Here is a 14,627-nt window from a genome sequence, read left to right on the forward strand (position 1 = left end):
AGCGAGCATCGCATGGCATCAAAGGCAATCTGGAGATGACGGCCCAGTGAAATTCCGGCGGTGTCCGCAGGCCGGCGACCGCTGAACACACCTGTACCCGGTCGACTGGAGACACTGATGCCGCTCGTACATGGCACCGATCAACGAGGCGCACGTGCGCGAGCCGGGCCTGGTCGTCGTCGCGGCCGCCGAAGACGACATCGCGAACGCCTTCCAGGCAGGGGCTCGCCGGACGCTGGGCGACGGCGACAGCGGAGCAAACGGCACGGGACGCCGGTCAGCCGACGCCCGGCTGCGGACAGGAACATCGCGCGTTTGAGCTGCCGGGTTCCGCCTCTGGGCGCGTGTTCGCCGTGGATCGAGGTCCCCGACGACTTCCTGGTCGGGGCGAGGCCGGCGTAGGAGGCCAGGTGGGCGGCAGTAGAGAAGCCGGTGCCGTCGCCGACGGTGACCAGCAGCGTGGCGGCGGTCCTGACCGCGATCCCCGGCATCGAGGTCAGAACTTTGGAAAGAGGGTGTGCCTCCAGCAGGGCGCTGATCTAGGTTTCTGTGTCGGCGTTGTTCGTGGAGGGCGCCGGAAGAGGATGCCCCAGCACGGCCTCGGCCGCCCGCTTTCCTCCTCGCATCCGGGGCCGCCGAGCTTCACGTCGGCGGAGAGCGAGGAGATGAGTTCGATCGCCATAGGGTCATCCTGCATGGGTCCACGCGGTCCACAACCCTCGTGCCCCGCCCCGGTTCATCCCTTGTGGCAGACGCCGGGGACGTCTCGGCGTGTGCGCCTCCCGAACTGCGCGTGCCGCCCCCGAGTGCCAGAATGGAACGGCGCGGCAGGTGCGGACCGACGGCCGTTTGGCAGGGGAGCCGGGGCCTCACAGAGGCGGCTCCACCTCGGAACACCACTCCCGGGCGCCGCGACGTCGCGAACGGATGACTCGAACTCCACTCCGAGGTACGGATCCGTGAATGACCGACCATCCTCACGCTCCGCGGAGCACTCCGGGCCCCCGAAGAGACAGGACGGCGCTCGCCCCGAGACTGGGCGCGGTGCAAGCTCGGCACGACCGCGGGGAAAGCGGTGGCCCTGGCGATCGGCCTGCTCAGCTTCGCTGGCGCCAGTCTGACCGCCTGGCATGGGGCCGACGTCCGCTCGCCGCTCCAGACGGAACTCAACGGCGCCGGTGCGCTGGCCTGGCAGGTTACTCAAGGCGGTGGCATCGGTTCTCCCGGGGGCTGGGGGTTCCGCGTCGCGGGAACCCTCCTGCTCTGTCTGGGGGCGATCCTGGGTCGCCCGAGTTCGACTACTTGAGGAAGAACGCCAGTTACCTCGGCAGGAACACGAGGGAATGGGCGGCCGCCTTCGCAACCGTGATCAGGGGGCGCTCCTGACGACGGTGGTCCTGGCCGTCATCACCTACGTCGCTGGGCGTTGGGTGGGGCACTTCTACCACCGGGCTCAGCGTCGCCCCATTCTCGTCCATCCCGGAGCGCCCGCTTGGGGGCTGGTCCTTCCGACCGCGGCGATGGCCGCGGTGGCGCTACTCGCGCATCCTCCTCGCCCGCCCGAAGGTCCGCCACCGCTGGGAGCTGAGGACCGGTTGGCTGTTCATCGGCATCGGCATCGGCATCGGCGTCGCTGCAATCTCCTGAAATACCTGCTCACTCTTTCGCATCACTGCGTCGATGCCCACAGCGTGTGTGGTGCGGCTGACCCGGGGAACCTGTGCTCCACGTGCGGCAGAACCGGTGAAAGGGGCATAACGATGAACACTTCCGAGGAGAACGACACCTCACACATCGACGAAGAGGTGAAGGAACGCTCCGCGGAACAGCGGAATATCACCGCGCCTACCCCGCCGGATGTACGCGCCGAGGGCGAACACGAGGAAAACTGGCCGCCCGCAGCCAAATCTCAAGCCCCATAAGAAGCGGGGCCCGGGCGGACACAGTCGGCGAACGAGACGCGAGACGGCCGACGCAACGTTTCCATCGCCTCGACGCGACTGGCGACCACCCCTACTGCCAGATGCTTCCATCGAGGGCGCTGCGCGCTTCGGCTACGACGATCAGTACCCACCTGAGCGGGCCGACGCCATGCGACGTCCGGCCCATGCGACGTCCGGCCACGGTCAGGGAACGCCGGCCGGATCGGCCTAGGGACACCTGACGCGGCTATGCCGTAAGCCGGTTGGCCGTGAGGGCCGGGGTCGTCGAACAGTGGTGACCGGGCTTGGAGAGAATCCCGGCATGGTGATGGCACGGCACTGGTACTCCTCGTCGCCCGTCGTGGACGGGCTTCCGCTCTTGGATGAGCCGGGCTTCTGGCCCGCGCACTTGGCGGACTTGTCCGAGGGGCACCCGCCAGAGGCCTTCGGCTCCGATGCGGGCGACGCCGCCGCCATGCTGGACCAACTCCACGATCCGTCGGCGTGGCCGATGTTCACGGTGCCTCTGGTCGGCGGCTTCACGATCGTCCTGCACTACAACAGCGGCGAGGAGTTCACGAGCACGGACTACTTCCTCACGCATCCCGACTGGAGCCAGGATCTCGTCCTGGCCAGCGACGATCAGGACCGCATCGGCCCCGGGCTGTGCTGGCCCGAGCTCACCGCCCTGCTGGAGGCACCACCGGGTGCGGGAGGCGTTACCGACCCTCACACCCGTCTCCTCCTTCTTCTGCCGGTTCTCGGCGACGCGGCGGTTCCGGAGGAGGCCGTGACGGGGTGGTCGAGGCTCTGGCCGCTCAGGGTGCGCCCGAAGCGAGCGAGGCGTTGGCCAGACGCCTGCTCCAGGGACACCCCATGTGGGGCGCCGGGGACTGGTGGTTCGACGATGACGAACAGAGCTGGCTCTGCGAGGGCGATCACAGCCCCCGCAAAGTTCCCCTCGGCGACCACCTGCCCCCACAACAGCGAGCCGCTCTCGAAGCCTGTCTCACCCCCCGCTGAGCGGCTCAAGCCGCGCTGACAATGGTCTCGGGGGAGGGCCCCCGAAGGCAGGGACTCGTCATAGGTCCTGCCCTGTTTCAGGCAGTGGTGGAGCTGTCGGGTCATGTGGTTGAAGAGGTTGCGCTGGGCGGCGGGGTGCCAGTCGCCTTGTTCGCGCCGACGTCGGTAGCGGGCGCTGGCCCCAGTGGATGCCCATGTGACGCGAAGGCCCATAGATGGCAGGCGTCGTTGAGCGGGTCGTTCTTCGCCCACCGTCTGCGAGCGCGTGCGGTCGTCGCCGATCTCGGCCAGAACTCGGGCCCTGGAGCAGGACCACCGCGTGGAAGAGGCTGCCGCAACCGATCCGCTGTCGCTGATCGGCCTTGCGCGGCTGTACCGCAGGGACATCCCCGACCTGCTGGCCCGGGCTGGACGATTTCGCTCTGCTTCAGGTGTCCTGGTGGCCGAGTGCGGTGGCGAGGGAGTCCAACTCTGTCTGCACACACCGACGTTGGGCTCCCTCCTCTTGTGCGCGCAGCCGGTCCCTTGGAATCGATCATCTTGGTGCCGCGTGGGGCGGTCAGGCCACCGCTGACATCGGCCGGTCGCCCCAGCGGATACCCCTTCTCGCTGCGGAGCGGTCGCCGCGACGCGCGGGTGAGGTCATCGACGACCTCGATCACGGCGAGAGCTCGTTCGGTTGGCGCGATCTACCCGCGCCTCCCCAAGCGAACCGCGAGACCAGACGAGCCGCTGGGAGGCAGAAGTAACCGACCGGCTCACCGCCGACGCGATCACTGTCGCCATTCCTTGAACCAGGCTCAGCAGACTGCCGACAACCAGCGACCAACGCGACCGGTTGTCATTCCGAGCCGGGCGGCGTCGCCTCGCCACCTTCGCCATCCGTCTCCGTACCCAGCGGGCGAATCGATTCTTCGGCCACTCTCCGGCGCCGGGACTTCTCCCCAGCCACCGAGACGGCAGCGCGAGCCAGCTCCGCCCTGAGCTGGTCGAACGCCGGCGACCCTGACAGATCCCGGAACCTGGGACTTCGGCTCATACACAGCCAACGATCCACCGTCCGAGCCGTAACCGCAGTTCCGTCGAATGGAGCAGCAGCACAGGCTCGGCTGCCATGCCACCGTAAGCCTGGCACCAGAGTGCGGGCCCGGCGAGGGGCGCGGCAGGACGCTCGCGACGAGGCCCGACGTTGGCGCGGACGTGAACGCCGGGATCCGGGGCTGGTGGCCGCAGCATTGACAGTCGGACATGATGTATGAAACGGGCCTGGTCAGCGTCGGCGGAATCGAGTTTGCTTCGCCGCCGCCCACTGATCGGCAGCGAATGTGACCAGCCACCGCACCGTGTCCGGGGTGGGAGCGGAATCCGGCCGGTCCGGAACGACACGCGCCGCGTCCCGTGGGAGGTACGGGGTGCCCTCCTCTGCGACCCCGTCCACATGGGCGGGAATTCGCTGGCTATGCCTGTAGTTCAGGGATGCCGGTGTCGTTGTGGACGTCGACTGTGACCGGGCGTCCTTCGGTGAACCGAAGCAGGGGATCGGGGAACTGTCTGTCCGCCTTTCCTGAGAAAGCGGTCTCACCGTAGGGCAGCTTGGAGCCGCAGGCGGCGACCACACCGGCACCACCCCCGGCGAACAGGGACACGCCACTCAGTGTGTATCCCATCGCGGCGTAGTACGGTCGACATCCTGCAGCTGCCGAGGGTGAGATCCACGGCGCGTGGATGACAGAGGAGCTGGACCCCTACGGCACCGACGTCACCAGCCGGGCCCGTCCACCCTGTCAGAGGTCTGCTCGGCCGTGGCTTCGGTGGTAGCCGGCAGGATGTCCATGAGGCCCTGATGGCGGTGGAGGTCCTCGGCCCAGCCGGGGCGACGAGGTACTGGGATCCTGGCGCTGCTGATTGGCTACCGTCTGCTCACCCTTCTCTCATTCGACCGGTCGGAATTGCCTGCAACACCAACCCGCAAACGCCCCTCCCGCAAGAGGAGCCACTACGAGGCAAGCGGCGAGAATCCCTGGGACGACGATGTCTTCCCCGTGGGGCGAGTGAACGTTCGGGTCACCGAAGACCGCGAAGTCGAGGATCCAGAGCCACAGCCCCAGGGCGGCGCACACTCCTAGCACTTCGCAGGCGCGTGCACGCCCGAGGCGAATCCCCAACAAGAGGGACGGGACAGAGCCGCCAGCCAGCATGCTCAGCCCGATGCTAATGCCCGTCAGGTCTGTGACGTCCAGTGCGAGAGGGATCCACGGGCTGACAACGACCAGCGCCGCCCACAACAGGGACGCCGCGAAGAACCCGCTGACGGGGGGCCTCTCCTTCGGTCTGCCTACCTGACGCACCGTCTTGTCGCCCATCCGCACCCTCCCGCCTCCCCCAGGATGCTCCCATCATTTTTGAACGCGTTCAACTGTCAGGTGTCGTCTACTTGACCTCGGGGCAGCACGCAACTCGGCAGCCCACCAGCGAGCGCGCCCGCCTTCGCAGCGAGATGGGCATCCGCTGGAGAGGGCGCCCTCTCTTCCTACAACGCCAGGTCCTCAGGTCGAGGACCGCACGACGACCTGCTCACCCTCTCCGTCCGGTTCCTCGAAGTTGGCCAGGTCGCCTCATCCACGGCGACGGAGTTGGCACCGTCTTCGCCGTTCCGCACCTCAAGGCGACGCTTCAGCGTCCTCTGGTCGGTCTTGAGGTGGACCAGTAAGCGTGAGCGGTGCCCACGGATATCCCGAAGCCCGCCGCGATCTGGGCGAGGGTGTCGTGATTGCGCAGGTAGGCGAGAGCGACGAGCGCATGCTGGTGCGGACGGAGTTTGCAGCGGCGGTCACCCTCACGGGTCGCTGGGGCATGAGGGCAGCGCGCGTCGTGGTCTTCCCGTCGGCCGAGAAAGGCGGTTCGGCGGGTGGCGGTCGACGGGACGCCGATCGGGTCCGCGTTCTTGGCTGCACGACTTGGCGGTGTTCCTGGAGCGGGCCGGCCTGGAGGGCTGGGACGAGCTGGACATCGCCGAGCTGACCGACTGGCGGGGCGGCGGCCCCGACCAGTGGGAGCACTTACGCGGCTTTCCCTGGTGCGGTGGCCTTGGCGAGCGTGGCTGGTCCCCGCGGGGGCGCACTCAGAGGTGTGGTACGGCCCGCCGGTTTCTGGGTAAAGGTCCGGCGAGCCGCTCGCTGCGCGGGCTACTTCCCCACGGTGATCTCCTCGTTGTCGAGGAGGGCGGTGTGCGTCGCCGCCGTGATGATCAGCAACACCCTCAGGAACCCCGGCACGGGACTGTCGTCCTTCGGATTCGGGCTGATCGCGAACGCCACAGAGAACGCGGCGATCTCCCCGACGACGTAGGTGATGGCCAAGGCTTCACGACACCTTTAACCGCGGCGACCACGAACCGGACTGCGGCCGCCAGCCCGGCCCTTCTCGTGCCGGCTGCTCTGTCGCAACGAAGGCTGAGCGTGGTCACTGAAGATTGGTGCCCAGGGCAGTTCGTGCCACCGAAGTTTGAGGCGGCTCAGTGGTCCGGGAACGGTCCGGATCTTGGCCGCAGCTTCGACAGCGATGCCGTCGTTGTGGAACACGACCCCACCGCGCGCTGCCCCACCTCGCCGAGGACGCCCACCGGGAGTTCGTCTGCGTCGAGATGGCACGACGTCTGCGCGGACGGCCTCTCCGGGCATGCCTGGACTACGGAGGTTGGGACTTGAATGTGCGTTAGTCACTCATGGTGGGCATGCCGCCCCGGTTCCCTGCGAGCAGAGCCGCGACGTGCTCCGCGCAGCGGTGGCCATGGCGCCTGTGGCCATGCTGGCCTGGAGCGCGTGATGGCTACTGGTTGTGTCTCAGCAGCCGCAGACTCGCCGCACCGGCGCGCTTGAGCGCGGACAGCGGTTGTCCGAAGCAGTCATTGAGGGCACGCGCCACGGTGTGGTCCAATTCGATGATCACCTTGACGTAGCGGGTTTCCAGCGCCGTGACCGCGGTGGTGGTAGTGGTGTCGGTGGCGGGAGTGGTGCCGTCCGGCCGACGCCGCAGCGCGGCTCGATAGGCGTCCTTGCGCTGGTTCACACGGAGTCCTGACGGTTGATGAGTTCGTCGGCAAGGTCCATGTAGGCCGTTCCCTTCACCTCGACGGGGCTGCCGAAGGATTGGGAGTACAGGTCGAGCCGCGGGATGTGCGTGGACAACACGTCGAAACCCCGCTCGCTGAGGGCCTCGCGGGCGTCGGCATCGGGGCCGGTCCGCGTGGCGTCGGGACGATTGGTGCGGTTCAGCAGGACAGCTGCGCGGGCCGGATGGGTGCGCAGGGACTGCATGTCGTCCATTTCCCGGTCGATGGGTGCCATGCGGTCCAGCTCGATGGGAGCCGGGGTCACGGGCACGATCCACTCGCTCGCGTACCTCATGATGGACCGGGCGATGTGGGCGTGGTCCTCCATCTGCGGGGCGTCGAACACCACGGCCCGCCGGTTGTCGAGGAAGTCGTTCACCCGCTGGTGCACGTCGCCCACCGGCAGAGCGAGCACGGGAAACGGGAACCCGCCCGCTAGTTCGCTCCAGCGCAGCGCGGAGGACGCGGGGTCGCTGTCCACAAGCAACGGTGACAGGCCCGAGGCGTGCAGTGCGTGGGCCAACCAGACGGCGCTGGTCGTTTTCCCCACTCCGGGCTTGAGGTTCACGAATGCATAGCTGTGCGGCACAGGAGCCGACGCTAACGGCCGCGGGCCTACGACTGCCACCGACGCGGAAACACCGTCCACAGTTCACCCAGCGGCACCGGTGAATCATTCCCGCGGGCTAACACGAACCAGGTCCGAAAGCTGCTGACGCGCGCCAGCCCCGTGCCGGAGGGTCTGGCGGGAGGTCGATTCCACGCCCACCCTCGTCCCCTCGATGCGGGCATCGGCGTCAGTGCCGTCCTGACGGACCGCAGGATGCTGTCCGTGTGTCCTCAACCGGCCATCGACGACGCCAGTCGCGCACCGTTTTCCACTTGCCGAACCGCGCGGGCAGGCCTCGCGGCCCTGCCGACCCCGCACTACTTCCAGACCTGGGCCGGCGGCTCAGAACGAGCCGTGCAGACTGCCCGGTCTATCGGTCAAGCACAGGGTTCTCGGAGTAGTCGACGGGGCAGGCGATCACGGCATCCCACACTCCCACCCGCGACCGGGAACGCCAGATGGCCGCTGCTGTCCCGGTAACGAGCCGCCAGCCCCACGATGATGACTGGTTGCATCGCCGCGATGCCCATCGCATGCCGATCGCCGAGAGCTGCTCCACTCGCTCCGGCGTCAGCGTGGTGGCCCGGTTGCTTTGGTTGCCTGTCCACGAGCCGAGCTTGATCTCCCGCTGTACGGGTTGGTGCGTGTGGTTCGGTTTTGCTTTCGGCCCTGGGTTTGGGGGTGCGGGGGCCCGTTTGGGGTGGGGCCGGCAGGCCGGGGCGCCCTGGCCGCAGTGGTAGCCGCACTCACCACGATGACGTCCCCGTCGTGCTGGGTCAGTGGCGGCGTGGAATGACCGCCCTCAGGGCGTGGGGTGTTGTCAGGGGTGGGGGTTAGGGTGAGGCGCCTTCGCGGCCTCCGGGCGGTGGATGCCGTAGGCATGGCGACCGTGAGGTGCTGGCCGCGATAGTGTTCGTGGCCACGTCGGGCTGCACGTGGCAGCAGTTGCCCACTGCGTCGTTTGGTCCGTCGGGGGCGACGGCTCACCGCCGTTTCGCCGAGTGGTCGAAGGCCAGGGTGTGGGCCAAGCTCCACCGCCTGGTCCTCGACGAGCTCGGCTCCCGCGGCGAGTTGGACTGGTCCCGCTGCGCAATCGACTCGGTGAACATGCGGGCCCTGAAAAGGGGGGGCCATACGGGCCCGAATCCTGTCGACCGGGGTAAGTACGGATCGAAGATCCATTTGATCACCGAGCGGGCGGGTCTGCCCCTGTCCGTCGGAATCTCGGGTGCGAACGTGCACGACAGCAAGGCACTGATCCCGCTGGTGAAGGGCATACCTCCGGTCCGTTCCCGCCGCGGGCGGCGGCGACGCAGGTCGGACAGCTCCACGCAGACAAGGGCTACGACTACTCTCACCTGCGCCGATGGTTACGAGGGCGGGGCATCAAGCACCGCATCGCCCGCAAGGGGACCGAGACCTCGCAGCGGCTCGGCCGCCACCGCTGGACCATCGAGCGAACCATGTCCTGGCTCGCCGGCTGCCGCCGCCTGCACCGCCGCTACGAGCGCAAGGCCGAGCACTTCCTCGCCTTCACGAGCATCGCCTGCACCCTCATCTGTTATCGGCGGCTCGTCTGCTGATGTGGGCCTGCAGCAGTTTCACGGCCAGGTCGTGGCCATAGTGATCGGCCATGTCCATGGGGGTACGACCGTCTGGGTCTGCGAGCTCCGGATCAGCCCCGAAGGCCAGCAACACGGCCGTGGTGTGCACAGTCAACGGCTGCCCGCTCTGCAGGGAGCCATCACCCTCGGCGTCGATCGCGTGCGTCAGCAGCGTCATGTTGCTGAAGACCTCGTCGGGATCGGAACCAGCGGCCAGCAATCGGGCCAGGGCCTCTGCGTCCTCCTGCTCGACCGCTTGATGCGCGGGTGTCCAGTAGTCGCTCACCACGACATTCAACTGTCCCCACAGCACGCCTGCCAGCGACTAACTACGTCATCAGCCACCAATTGAGATGACTTCTAAGGAGTGGAAGGAGCAGTATGCACACCGGGCCGGTGTCGAGGGCACCATCTCCCAGGGCGTTCGGGCGTTCGGGCGTTCGGGCGTTCGGGCGTTGGGGCGTTCGGACCTTCGGTCTGCGGCAATGCCGGTATCGCGGCGTGGCCAAGGCCCGGCTACAACATCAGCTCACTGCCACCGCTATGAACTTCCACCGACTCCACGCCTGGTGGACCGGCACCCCAAGGGCCTGCACCCGCACTTCCCATCTGGCAGCCCTGCGGCCGGCTGGGTAGAGCTCGTGCGCTGAGCACTTCCCTACGGTGCTCTGCGGGAGGCGGCCCAGCGGTTTCTCACTCAGGTCGTCCGGCGAAGAAGTCCGTAAGGGAAGATGCGAGCGCTTCTGGAGCCTCTTCGGCCACGTGATGCCCGGAGTCGATGCCGTGGCCGCGTACGTCCGGTGCCCACTGCCGCCAGATCTTCACCGGGTCGCCGTACAGATCCTCAAGGTCGTCCCGGAGCGACCAGAGGATCAGCGCCGGGCACTGGATCTGTGTCCCTGCCGCGCGGTCGTCCTCCTCGTGCCGCCGGTCGACGGTGAGACCGGCCCGGTAGTCCTCCAGCATCGCCCGCACCACGTCGGGGTTTCTCGTGGCCGCGCGCCACTCGTCATAGTTTTCCCGCCCCATGCTCTGGGGGTCACCGCAGTACCAGCTGTCCGGATCGGCGTTGATGACCCGCTCGGGGATGTCCGGCTGGGCGAAGAAGAACCAGTGCCACCACTGCGTGGCGAACTCGGTCGTGATGCGGGACAGGTGCTCGGTGAGGGGCAGACAGTCGATCAGCGCCACCCGCGAGACCGCGTCGGGATGATCGAGGGCAAGACGCAGCGCGACACTACCTCCTCGGTCGTGCCCGGCGAGCGCGAACCGGGCATGGCCGAGGGAGCGCATCACCTCGACCACGTCACCAGCGACGGCCCGCTTGGAGTATCCCGCGTGGTCTGCGGTAGGCGCCGGACCCCTGGATCGGCCGTATCCCCGGAGATCGGGACAGACCACGGTGAAATCGCGTCGGACGAGGAACGGGGCGACGCGATGCCAGGTCGCAGATGTCCGGGGATGGCCGTGCAGCAGCACCACCGGCGGCCCTTCGCCGCCGTAGCGAACGAAAATCGATGCTTCATCGACCTGGACTCGCCTGGTCTCAAAGCCCTCGAACAAGGCCTGGACCTCCCGCCCTCGTTGACACACCGTCACGGCGCCTATCGGCCGAGGACAACCCCGTACTCGCACACACGGACCACCGGGCCAACAGGCTGCGCAAGCTGGCCCCCTTTGCCGACGAGTGCTGAACCGACACAGGTTTCCTCATGCCCCGCAGATCCCGTGGACACAACTGCCTGGATTCGCCAACAGTGTCTTGCAGCTGCCGGGGTCGGAGCGTTCCGCATGCGGTTTCCGCCGTTCGACGACCGGGCGACAATGACGACGATCGAGCTTGAGGCGCTGCGGTCTTTGCATGGGCGTTTCTGACCGCGCGGTACGAGTGGCAGTCGGCCGTCGCAGTCTGGGACCGCGTTGCGATTCTCGAGCCCGCCCAGAAGTGCTCCTGACCTGCTCTTTTGCGGATGAGGTCGGTCTTGGCGGGTTGGGTCGACCTGTTTGCCTGGGTGCAAGGGGTGGAGCACGCCGCATGTCGTACGACCGCCTCTGACCTGCTGTTCCGGTCATTGCCGGGAAGACGGGCGTGTGGTGCCTCCGGTCGTCGCCTGGGCCGCGCAGGGCAGCCCTGACGCTCACGTGACGCTCGTGCTGATGAGACGTCAGTTCCTGGCGCGGGCCCTGGGGCACAGCCATGTCCGCGGAGGCGCTCCTGCCTGCCTTCAAGACGGGTTGCCGGGCAAGGACGTGGTGCGGCTCGGGCGGCGCCACCGGCATCGGTGCCGCCCGTCCGCAAGCCTTATGTGTCTTTCTTACTTGTTGACCAGGGCCAGGTTGTAGAGACCGTCCATGGGCGTGCAGCTACTCCAGCTCGGGCATGAAACCGCAGGTCAGGGCCCTCTCCTCCGGGAGGATCCGCCCATCTCGTGACAGCTGTGCCGTAGCGGGTGATACGGCGAACCCGCCGGGGAACGTCTGACGGGACATCTGTGCGGAGCCGTGAGACGACGTAGCCGCACCGGAGCGCTCCGGTGCGGCTACGGGCCGTGAGATCGGCTGCACTGGCACGCACCATGCGGTCGGCGGCCTTACGCGGTCCTTGTTCCTGTGCTGCTCTCGGAGGAGCGCCGGATTTGCGAGCGCACCTGCCCACCCGTCATGCCCGGGAGCGATCGGTGGTCGTGTCGCCTGCTGCCTCATCACTTACCGGGCGAGTCGGAGGAGGGCCTGGGTGTGGGTCTTTCCTCGGGCTCGGCAGCGGTCGTAGTAGGTGCGGGAGGCGGGGTCGTGGAGGGCGGCTGAACGCGGAGAGGAATATCGCGCGTGTGAGCTGTCGGTTGCCTGGGGGTGCGTGCGCCGTGTATGGAGGTCCCCGAGGATTTGGTGGCCGGTGCGAGGCTGGCGTGGGAGGCCAGGTGGGCGGCGCTCGGGAAGCTGCTGCCGTCGCCGACCAGGACAGGGCAGCGCACTACAACGCCTCGCCGTGGGCTGTGTGCTGAGCTCCTGGCGCACGTCAGGCAGCGCAGCCGGACACCGGGCTGCCGCGGATCTTGTGTCGTACGGTCTGATGTCGCGGTCGCCCACCGTCCGCTACGGATCTCACCGAACCCGGCGGTGCCGCCGGTACGGCCGAAAGATCTGAACCAGTACCGGGAATCAGGCCGCGACGAGCACCTCCTCGCGGTCCGGCGTCTTGACCTCGGGCTTCTTGTTCGGCAGCGAGAGCCGGAAGACCTTGCGCCACGCGGAGAACACCTGCTTGGGCAGCGGTCCGGTGACGTACTCCAGCTCGTACTTCTCGAACAGCGCGCGCACCTTCACAGCGACCTCGGCGTACCGGTTGCTCGGCAGGTCCGGGAACAGGTGGTGCTCGATCTGGTGCGACAGGTTGCCCGTCATGAAGTGCATGGCCTTGCTGCCGCTGATGTTCGCCGAGCCCATCATCTGGCGCAGGTACCACTGGCCGCGTGTCTCGCCCTTGATGGACCGGCGCTCGAAGACCTGCACGCCCTCGGGGAAGTGCCCGCACATGATCACCGAGTGGGACCAGATGTTGCGGACCAGGTTCGCGGTGAACGTGGCGGCGAGCGTGGGGAGGAACGACGGGCCCGACAGCAGCGGGTGGATCACGTAGTCCTTGAGCACCTGCTTGCGGATCTTGCGGCCCACGGCCTTGGCCCGCGCGCGGAACTCCGGGTTCTTGCGGCGGCGCTTGTTCAGGTTCTTGCCGAGCTCCAGGTCGTACGCCGCGATGCCGTACTCGAAGAAGCAGGCGTTGATGAAGTTCCACAGCGGCTGGCCGAGGTGGAACGGGTGCCACTTCTGGTCCTCGTCGACGCGCATGATGCCGTAGCCGAGGTCGTTGTCCTTGCCGATCACGTTGGTGTACGTGTGGTGCAGCTCGTTGTGCGAGTGCTTCCACTGGTCGGCCGGCGAGACGTGATCCCATTCCCAGGTGGTGGAGTGGATCTTCGGGTCCCGCATCCAGTCCCACTGGCCGTGCAGGATGTTGTGGCCGATCTCCATGTTGTCCATGATCTTCGCCACGGACAGACCGGCGGTGCCGAGCAGCCACGCCGGCGGGAAGATCGAGAACAGCAGCACGCCCCGGCTGACCAGCTCCAGCTTGCGCTGCGCCGAGATGACCTTACGGATGTAGGCGGCGTCTTTCTCCCCGCGGCCGGCGATCACCTCGTCGCGGATCGCGTCCAGCTCCCGGCCGAGGTCCTCGATCTGCTCCGCGGTCAGGTGGTCGGTGGGGTCGATGGCGGTCAAAGTGCTCCTACCGTTCGATGTCGCAGGGGCCCGCCGCGGCGGACACGCAGGTCTGGATGAGGACGCCCGGCTCGGCCTCGGTGATCTCGCCGGTACGCAGGTCGCGGACGGCGCCCGCCTTGAGCGGCGTGATGCAGCCGAAGCAGATGCCCATACGGCACCCGGAGGGCATGAGCACGCCGGCCTCCTCGCCGATGTCCAGCAACGGCGTGGCGCCGTCCGCGTCGACGGTCTTGCCGGTGGCGCTGAACGTGACCTCGCCTCCGTCGCCGGCGACGACGATGCTGGGGCGGAAGCGTTCGGTGTGCAGGCGCTCTTGTACGCCGTGCTCGCTCCAGTGCTTTTCGGCGGCGTCGAGCAGGCCCGCCGGCCCGCAAGCCCAGGTCTCGCGCTCGGCCCAGTCGGGCACGAGTTCGTCGAGACGGGCGATGTCGAGCATGCCGTCTGTGGCGGTGTGCACCTCGGTGAGCCGCAGCTTCTCGGCCGCGACCAGGTCGTGCAGCTCGCTGCGGAAGATCACGTCTTGCGGCTGGGGTGCGCAGTGGACCATGACGAAGTCGTCGAACTCGGTGTCGCGCAGCATGCCCATCACGGGTGTGATGCCGCTGCCGGCGGTCAGGCAGAGCACCTTGGCGGGCTTGGCCTTTGGCAGCACGAAATCACCGGTCGCCTGGTCGAGCTGGATCAGCGTGCCCGGTTTCGCCCTGCGGACCAGGTGGTTGCTGACCTTGCCGTCCGGGATCGCCTTCACGGTGATCGTGACGCAGCCGTCCTGGCGGTTTGTCGGCGAGGTGATGGAGTAGGCACGCCACAGGCGCACCCCGTCGACGTCGACCCCGACCCGCACGTACTGACCGGCTGTGTGGCCGCGCCAGCTCCGCCCCGGCCTGATCACGACAGTCGCGGCGTCACCGGTCTCGGGGTGTACGGCCTCGATGCGCCCCCGCAGGTCGGCGCCCGCACGCAGCGGGCTGACCAGGTCGAGGTAGTCCGACGGCAGCAGCGGCGTCGTGACCATCTCCAGCAGTTTCCACGCCCTGCTGCGCAGGGCTGTACTCGTCATGACTCCAGCTTGCTAC

At 67.7% G+C, this 14,627-nt stretch carries 11 protein-coding genes and 6 pseudogenes; 5 read left to right on the forward strand and 12 right to left on the reverse strand.

Annotated features, from left to right (window positions below):
* Window positions 1-130 precede the first annotated feature (130 nt).
* Entirely contained in the window at window positions 131-319 is a 189-nt protein-coding gene (locus tag ACIQ9G_RS30130; protein WP_403615753.1) for a DUF6207 family protein, read from the forward strand.
* Here ACIQ9G_RS30130 and ACIQ9G_RS30135 read toward each other — a convergent pair.
* Window positions 294-539 (reverse strand): annotated as a pseudogene (locus tag ACIQ9G_RS30135) (IS110 family transposase); the annotation flags it as partial. The gene ACIQ9G_RS30130 and the pseudogene ACIQ9G_RS30135 sit on opposite strands and share 26 nt — an antisense overlap.
* A 1,221-nt stretch (window positions 540-1,760) precedes the next feature.
* On the opposite strand from ACIQ9G_RS30135, the gene ACIQ9G_RS30140 reads away from it, so the two are divergent.
* The gene (locus ACIQ9G_RS30140) at window positions 1,761-1,922 is read left to right on the forward strand and encodes a hypothetical protein (protein ID WP_403615756.1); all 162 of its coding nucleotides are present in this window, start codon (window positions 1,761-1,763) and stop codon (window positions 1,920-1,922) included.
* 322 nt (window positions 1,923-2,244) lie between these two features.
* Window positions 2,245-2,964 (forward strand): hypothetical protein, encoded by a 720-nt coding sequence (locus tag ACIQ9G_RS30145; protein ID WP_403615759.1) that lies wholly within the window; start codon window positions 2,245-2,247, stop codon window positions 2,962-2,964.
* Window positions 2,965-4,402: 1,438 nt separating this feature from the next.
* Here ACIQ9G_RS30145 and ACIQ9G_RS30150 read toward each other — a convergent pair.
* The 5 genes and pseudogenes from ACIQ9G_RS30150 to ACIQ9G_RS30170 all read right to left on the reverse strand — a co-directional run bounded on the left by ACIQ9G_RS30150 (window position 4,403) and on the right by ACIQ9G_RS30170 (window position 7,705).
* Window positions 4,403-4,591, reverse strand: a complete 189-nt coding sequence (locus tag ACIQ9G_RS30150; RefSeq protein ID WP_403615761.1) for a hypothetical protein — start codon at window positions 4,589-4,591, stop codon at window positions 4,403-4,405.
* 1,060 nt (window positions 4,592-5,651) lie between these two features.
* Window positions 5,652-5,789, reverse strand: a pseudogene (locus tag ACIQ9G_RS30155) (transposase family protein); the annotation flags it as partial.
* Window positions 5,790-6,130: 341 nt separating this feature from the next.
* Window positions 6,131-6,304: a hypothetical protein gene (locus ACIQ9G_RS30160; protein WP_403615763.1), complete on the reverse strand. Its 174-nt coding sequence runs from the start codon at window positions 6,302-6,304 to the stop codon at window positions 6,131-6,133.
* Between the two features lie 469 nt (window positions 6,305-6,773).
* Window positions 6,774-7,013, reverse strand: a complete 240-nt coding sequence (locus tag ACIQ9G_RS30165; protein ID WP_403615766.1) for a hypothetical protein — start codon at window positions 7,011-7,013, stop codon at window positions 6,774-6,776.
* A complete protein-coding gene (locus tag ACIQ9G_RS30170) occupies window positions 7,010-7,705 on the reverse strand; it encodes an AAA family ATPase (protein ID WP_403615769.1) in 696 nt (231 codons plus the stop codon). The genes ACIQ9G_RS30165 and ACIQ9G_RS30170 overlap by 4 nt, the downstream gene beginning before the upstream one ends.
* 804 nt (window positions 7,706-8,509) lie before the next feature.
* Here ACIQ9G_RS30170 and ACIQ9G_RS30175 point away from each other — a divergent pair.
* Window positions 8,510-9,249, forward strand: a pseudogene (locus ACIQ9G_RS30175) (IS5 family transposase); the annotation flags it as partial.
* Here the strand turns inward: ACIQ9G_RS30175 and ACIQ9G_RS30180 are convergent.
* Complete coding sequence (locus tag ACIQ9G_RS30180) at window positions 9,221-9,556, reverse strand: ankyrin repeat domain-containing protein (protein WP_403615772.1); 336 nt, start codon at window positions 9,554-9,556, stop codon at window positions 9,221-9,223. The pseudogene ACIQ9G_RS30175 and the gene ACIQ9G_RS30180 overlap by 29 nt on opposite strands.
* A 64-nt stretch (window positions 9,557-9,620) precedes the next feature.
* Between ACIQ9G_RS30180 and ACIQ9G_RS30185 the strand changes: the two are divergent.
* Window positions 9,621-9,906 (forward strand): annotated as a pseudogene (locus ACIQ9G_RS30185) (transposase); the annotation flags it as partial.
* Between the two features lie 57 nt (window positions 9,907-9,963).
* Here the strand turns inward: ACIQ9G_RS30185 and ACIQ9G_RS30190 are convergent.
* From ACIQ9G_RS30190 to ACIQ9G_RS30210, 5 genes and pseudogenes are all read right to left on the reverse strand, one after another.
* Window positions 9,964-10,833, reverse strand: coding sequence for an alpha/beta fold hydrolase (locus ACIQ9G_RS30190; RefSeq protein ID WP_403615774.1), 870 nt, complete (start codon window positions 10,831-10,833; stop codon window positions 9,964-9,966).
* A gap of 1,146 nt (window positions 10,834-11,979) precedes the next feature.
* A pseudogene (locus tag ACIQ9G_RS30195) lies at window positions 11,980-12,230 on the reverse strand (transposase); the annotation flags it as partial.
* A gap of 66 nt (window positions 12,231-12,296) precedes the next feature.
* Window positions 12,297-12,371 (reverse strand): annotated as a pseudogene (locus ACIQ9G_RS30200) (DUF6207 family protein); the annotation flags it as partial.
* A gap of 58 nt (window positions 12,372-12,429) precedes the next feature.
* Complete coding sequence (locus tag ACIQ9G_RS30205; protein WP_403615777.1) at window positions 12,430-13,548, reverse strand: fatty acid desaturase family protein; 1,119 nt, start codon at window positions 13,546-13,548, stop codon at window positions 12,430-12,432.
* Window positions 13,549-13,555: 7 nt separating this feature from the next.
* The gene (locus ACIQ9G_RS30210; protein WP_403615905.1) at window positions 13,556-14,566 is read right to left on the reverse strand and encodes a ferredoxin reductase; all 1,011 of its coding nucleotides are present in this window, start codon (window positions 14,564-14,566) and stop codon (window positions 13,556-13,558) included.
* Between the last annotated feature and the right edge of the window lie 61 nt (window positions 14,567-14,627).

Source organism: Streptomyces sp. NPDC096152, assembly GCF_044763235.1.
In the GTDB taxonomy this organism is placed as follows: Bacteria; Actinomycetota; Actinomycetes; order Streptomycetales; family Streptomycetaceae; genus Streptomyces.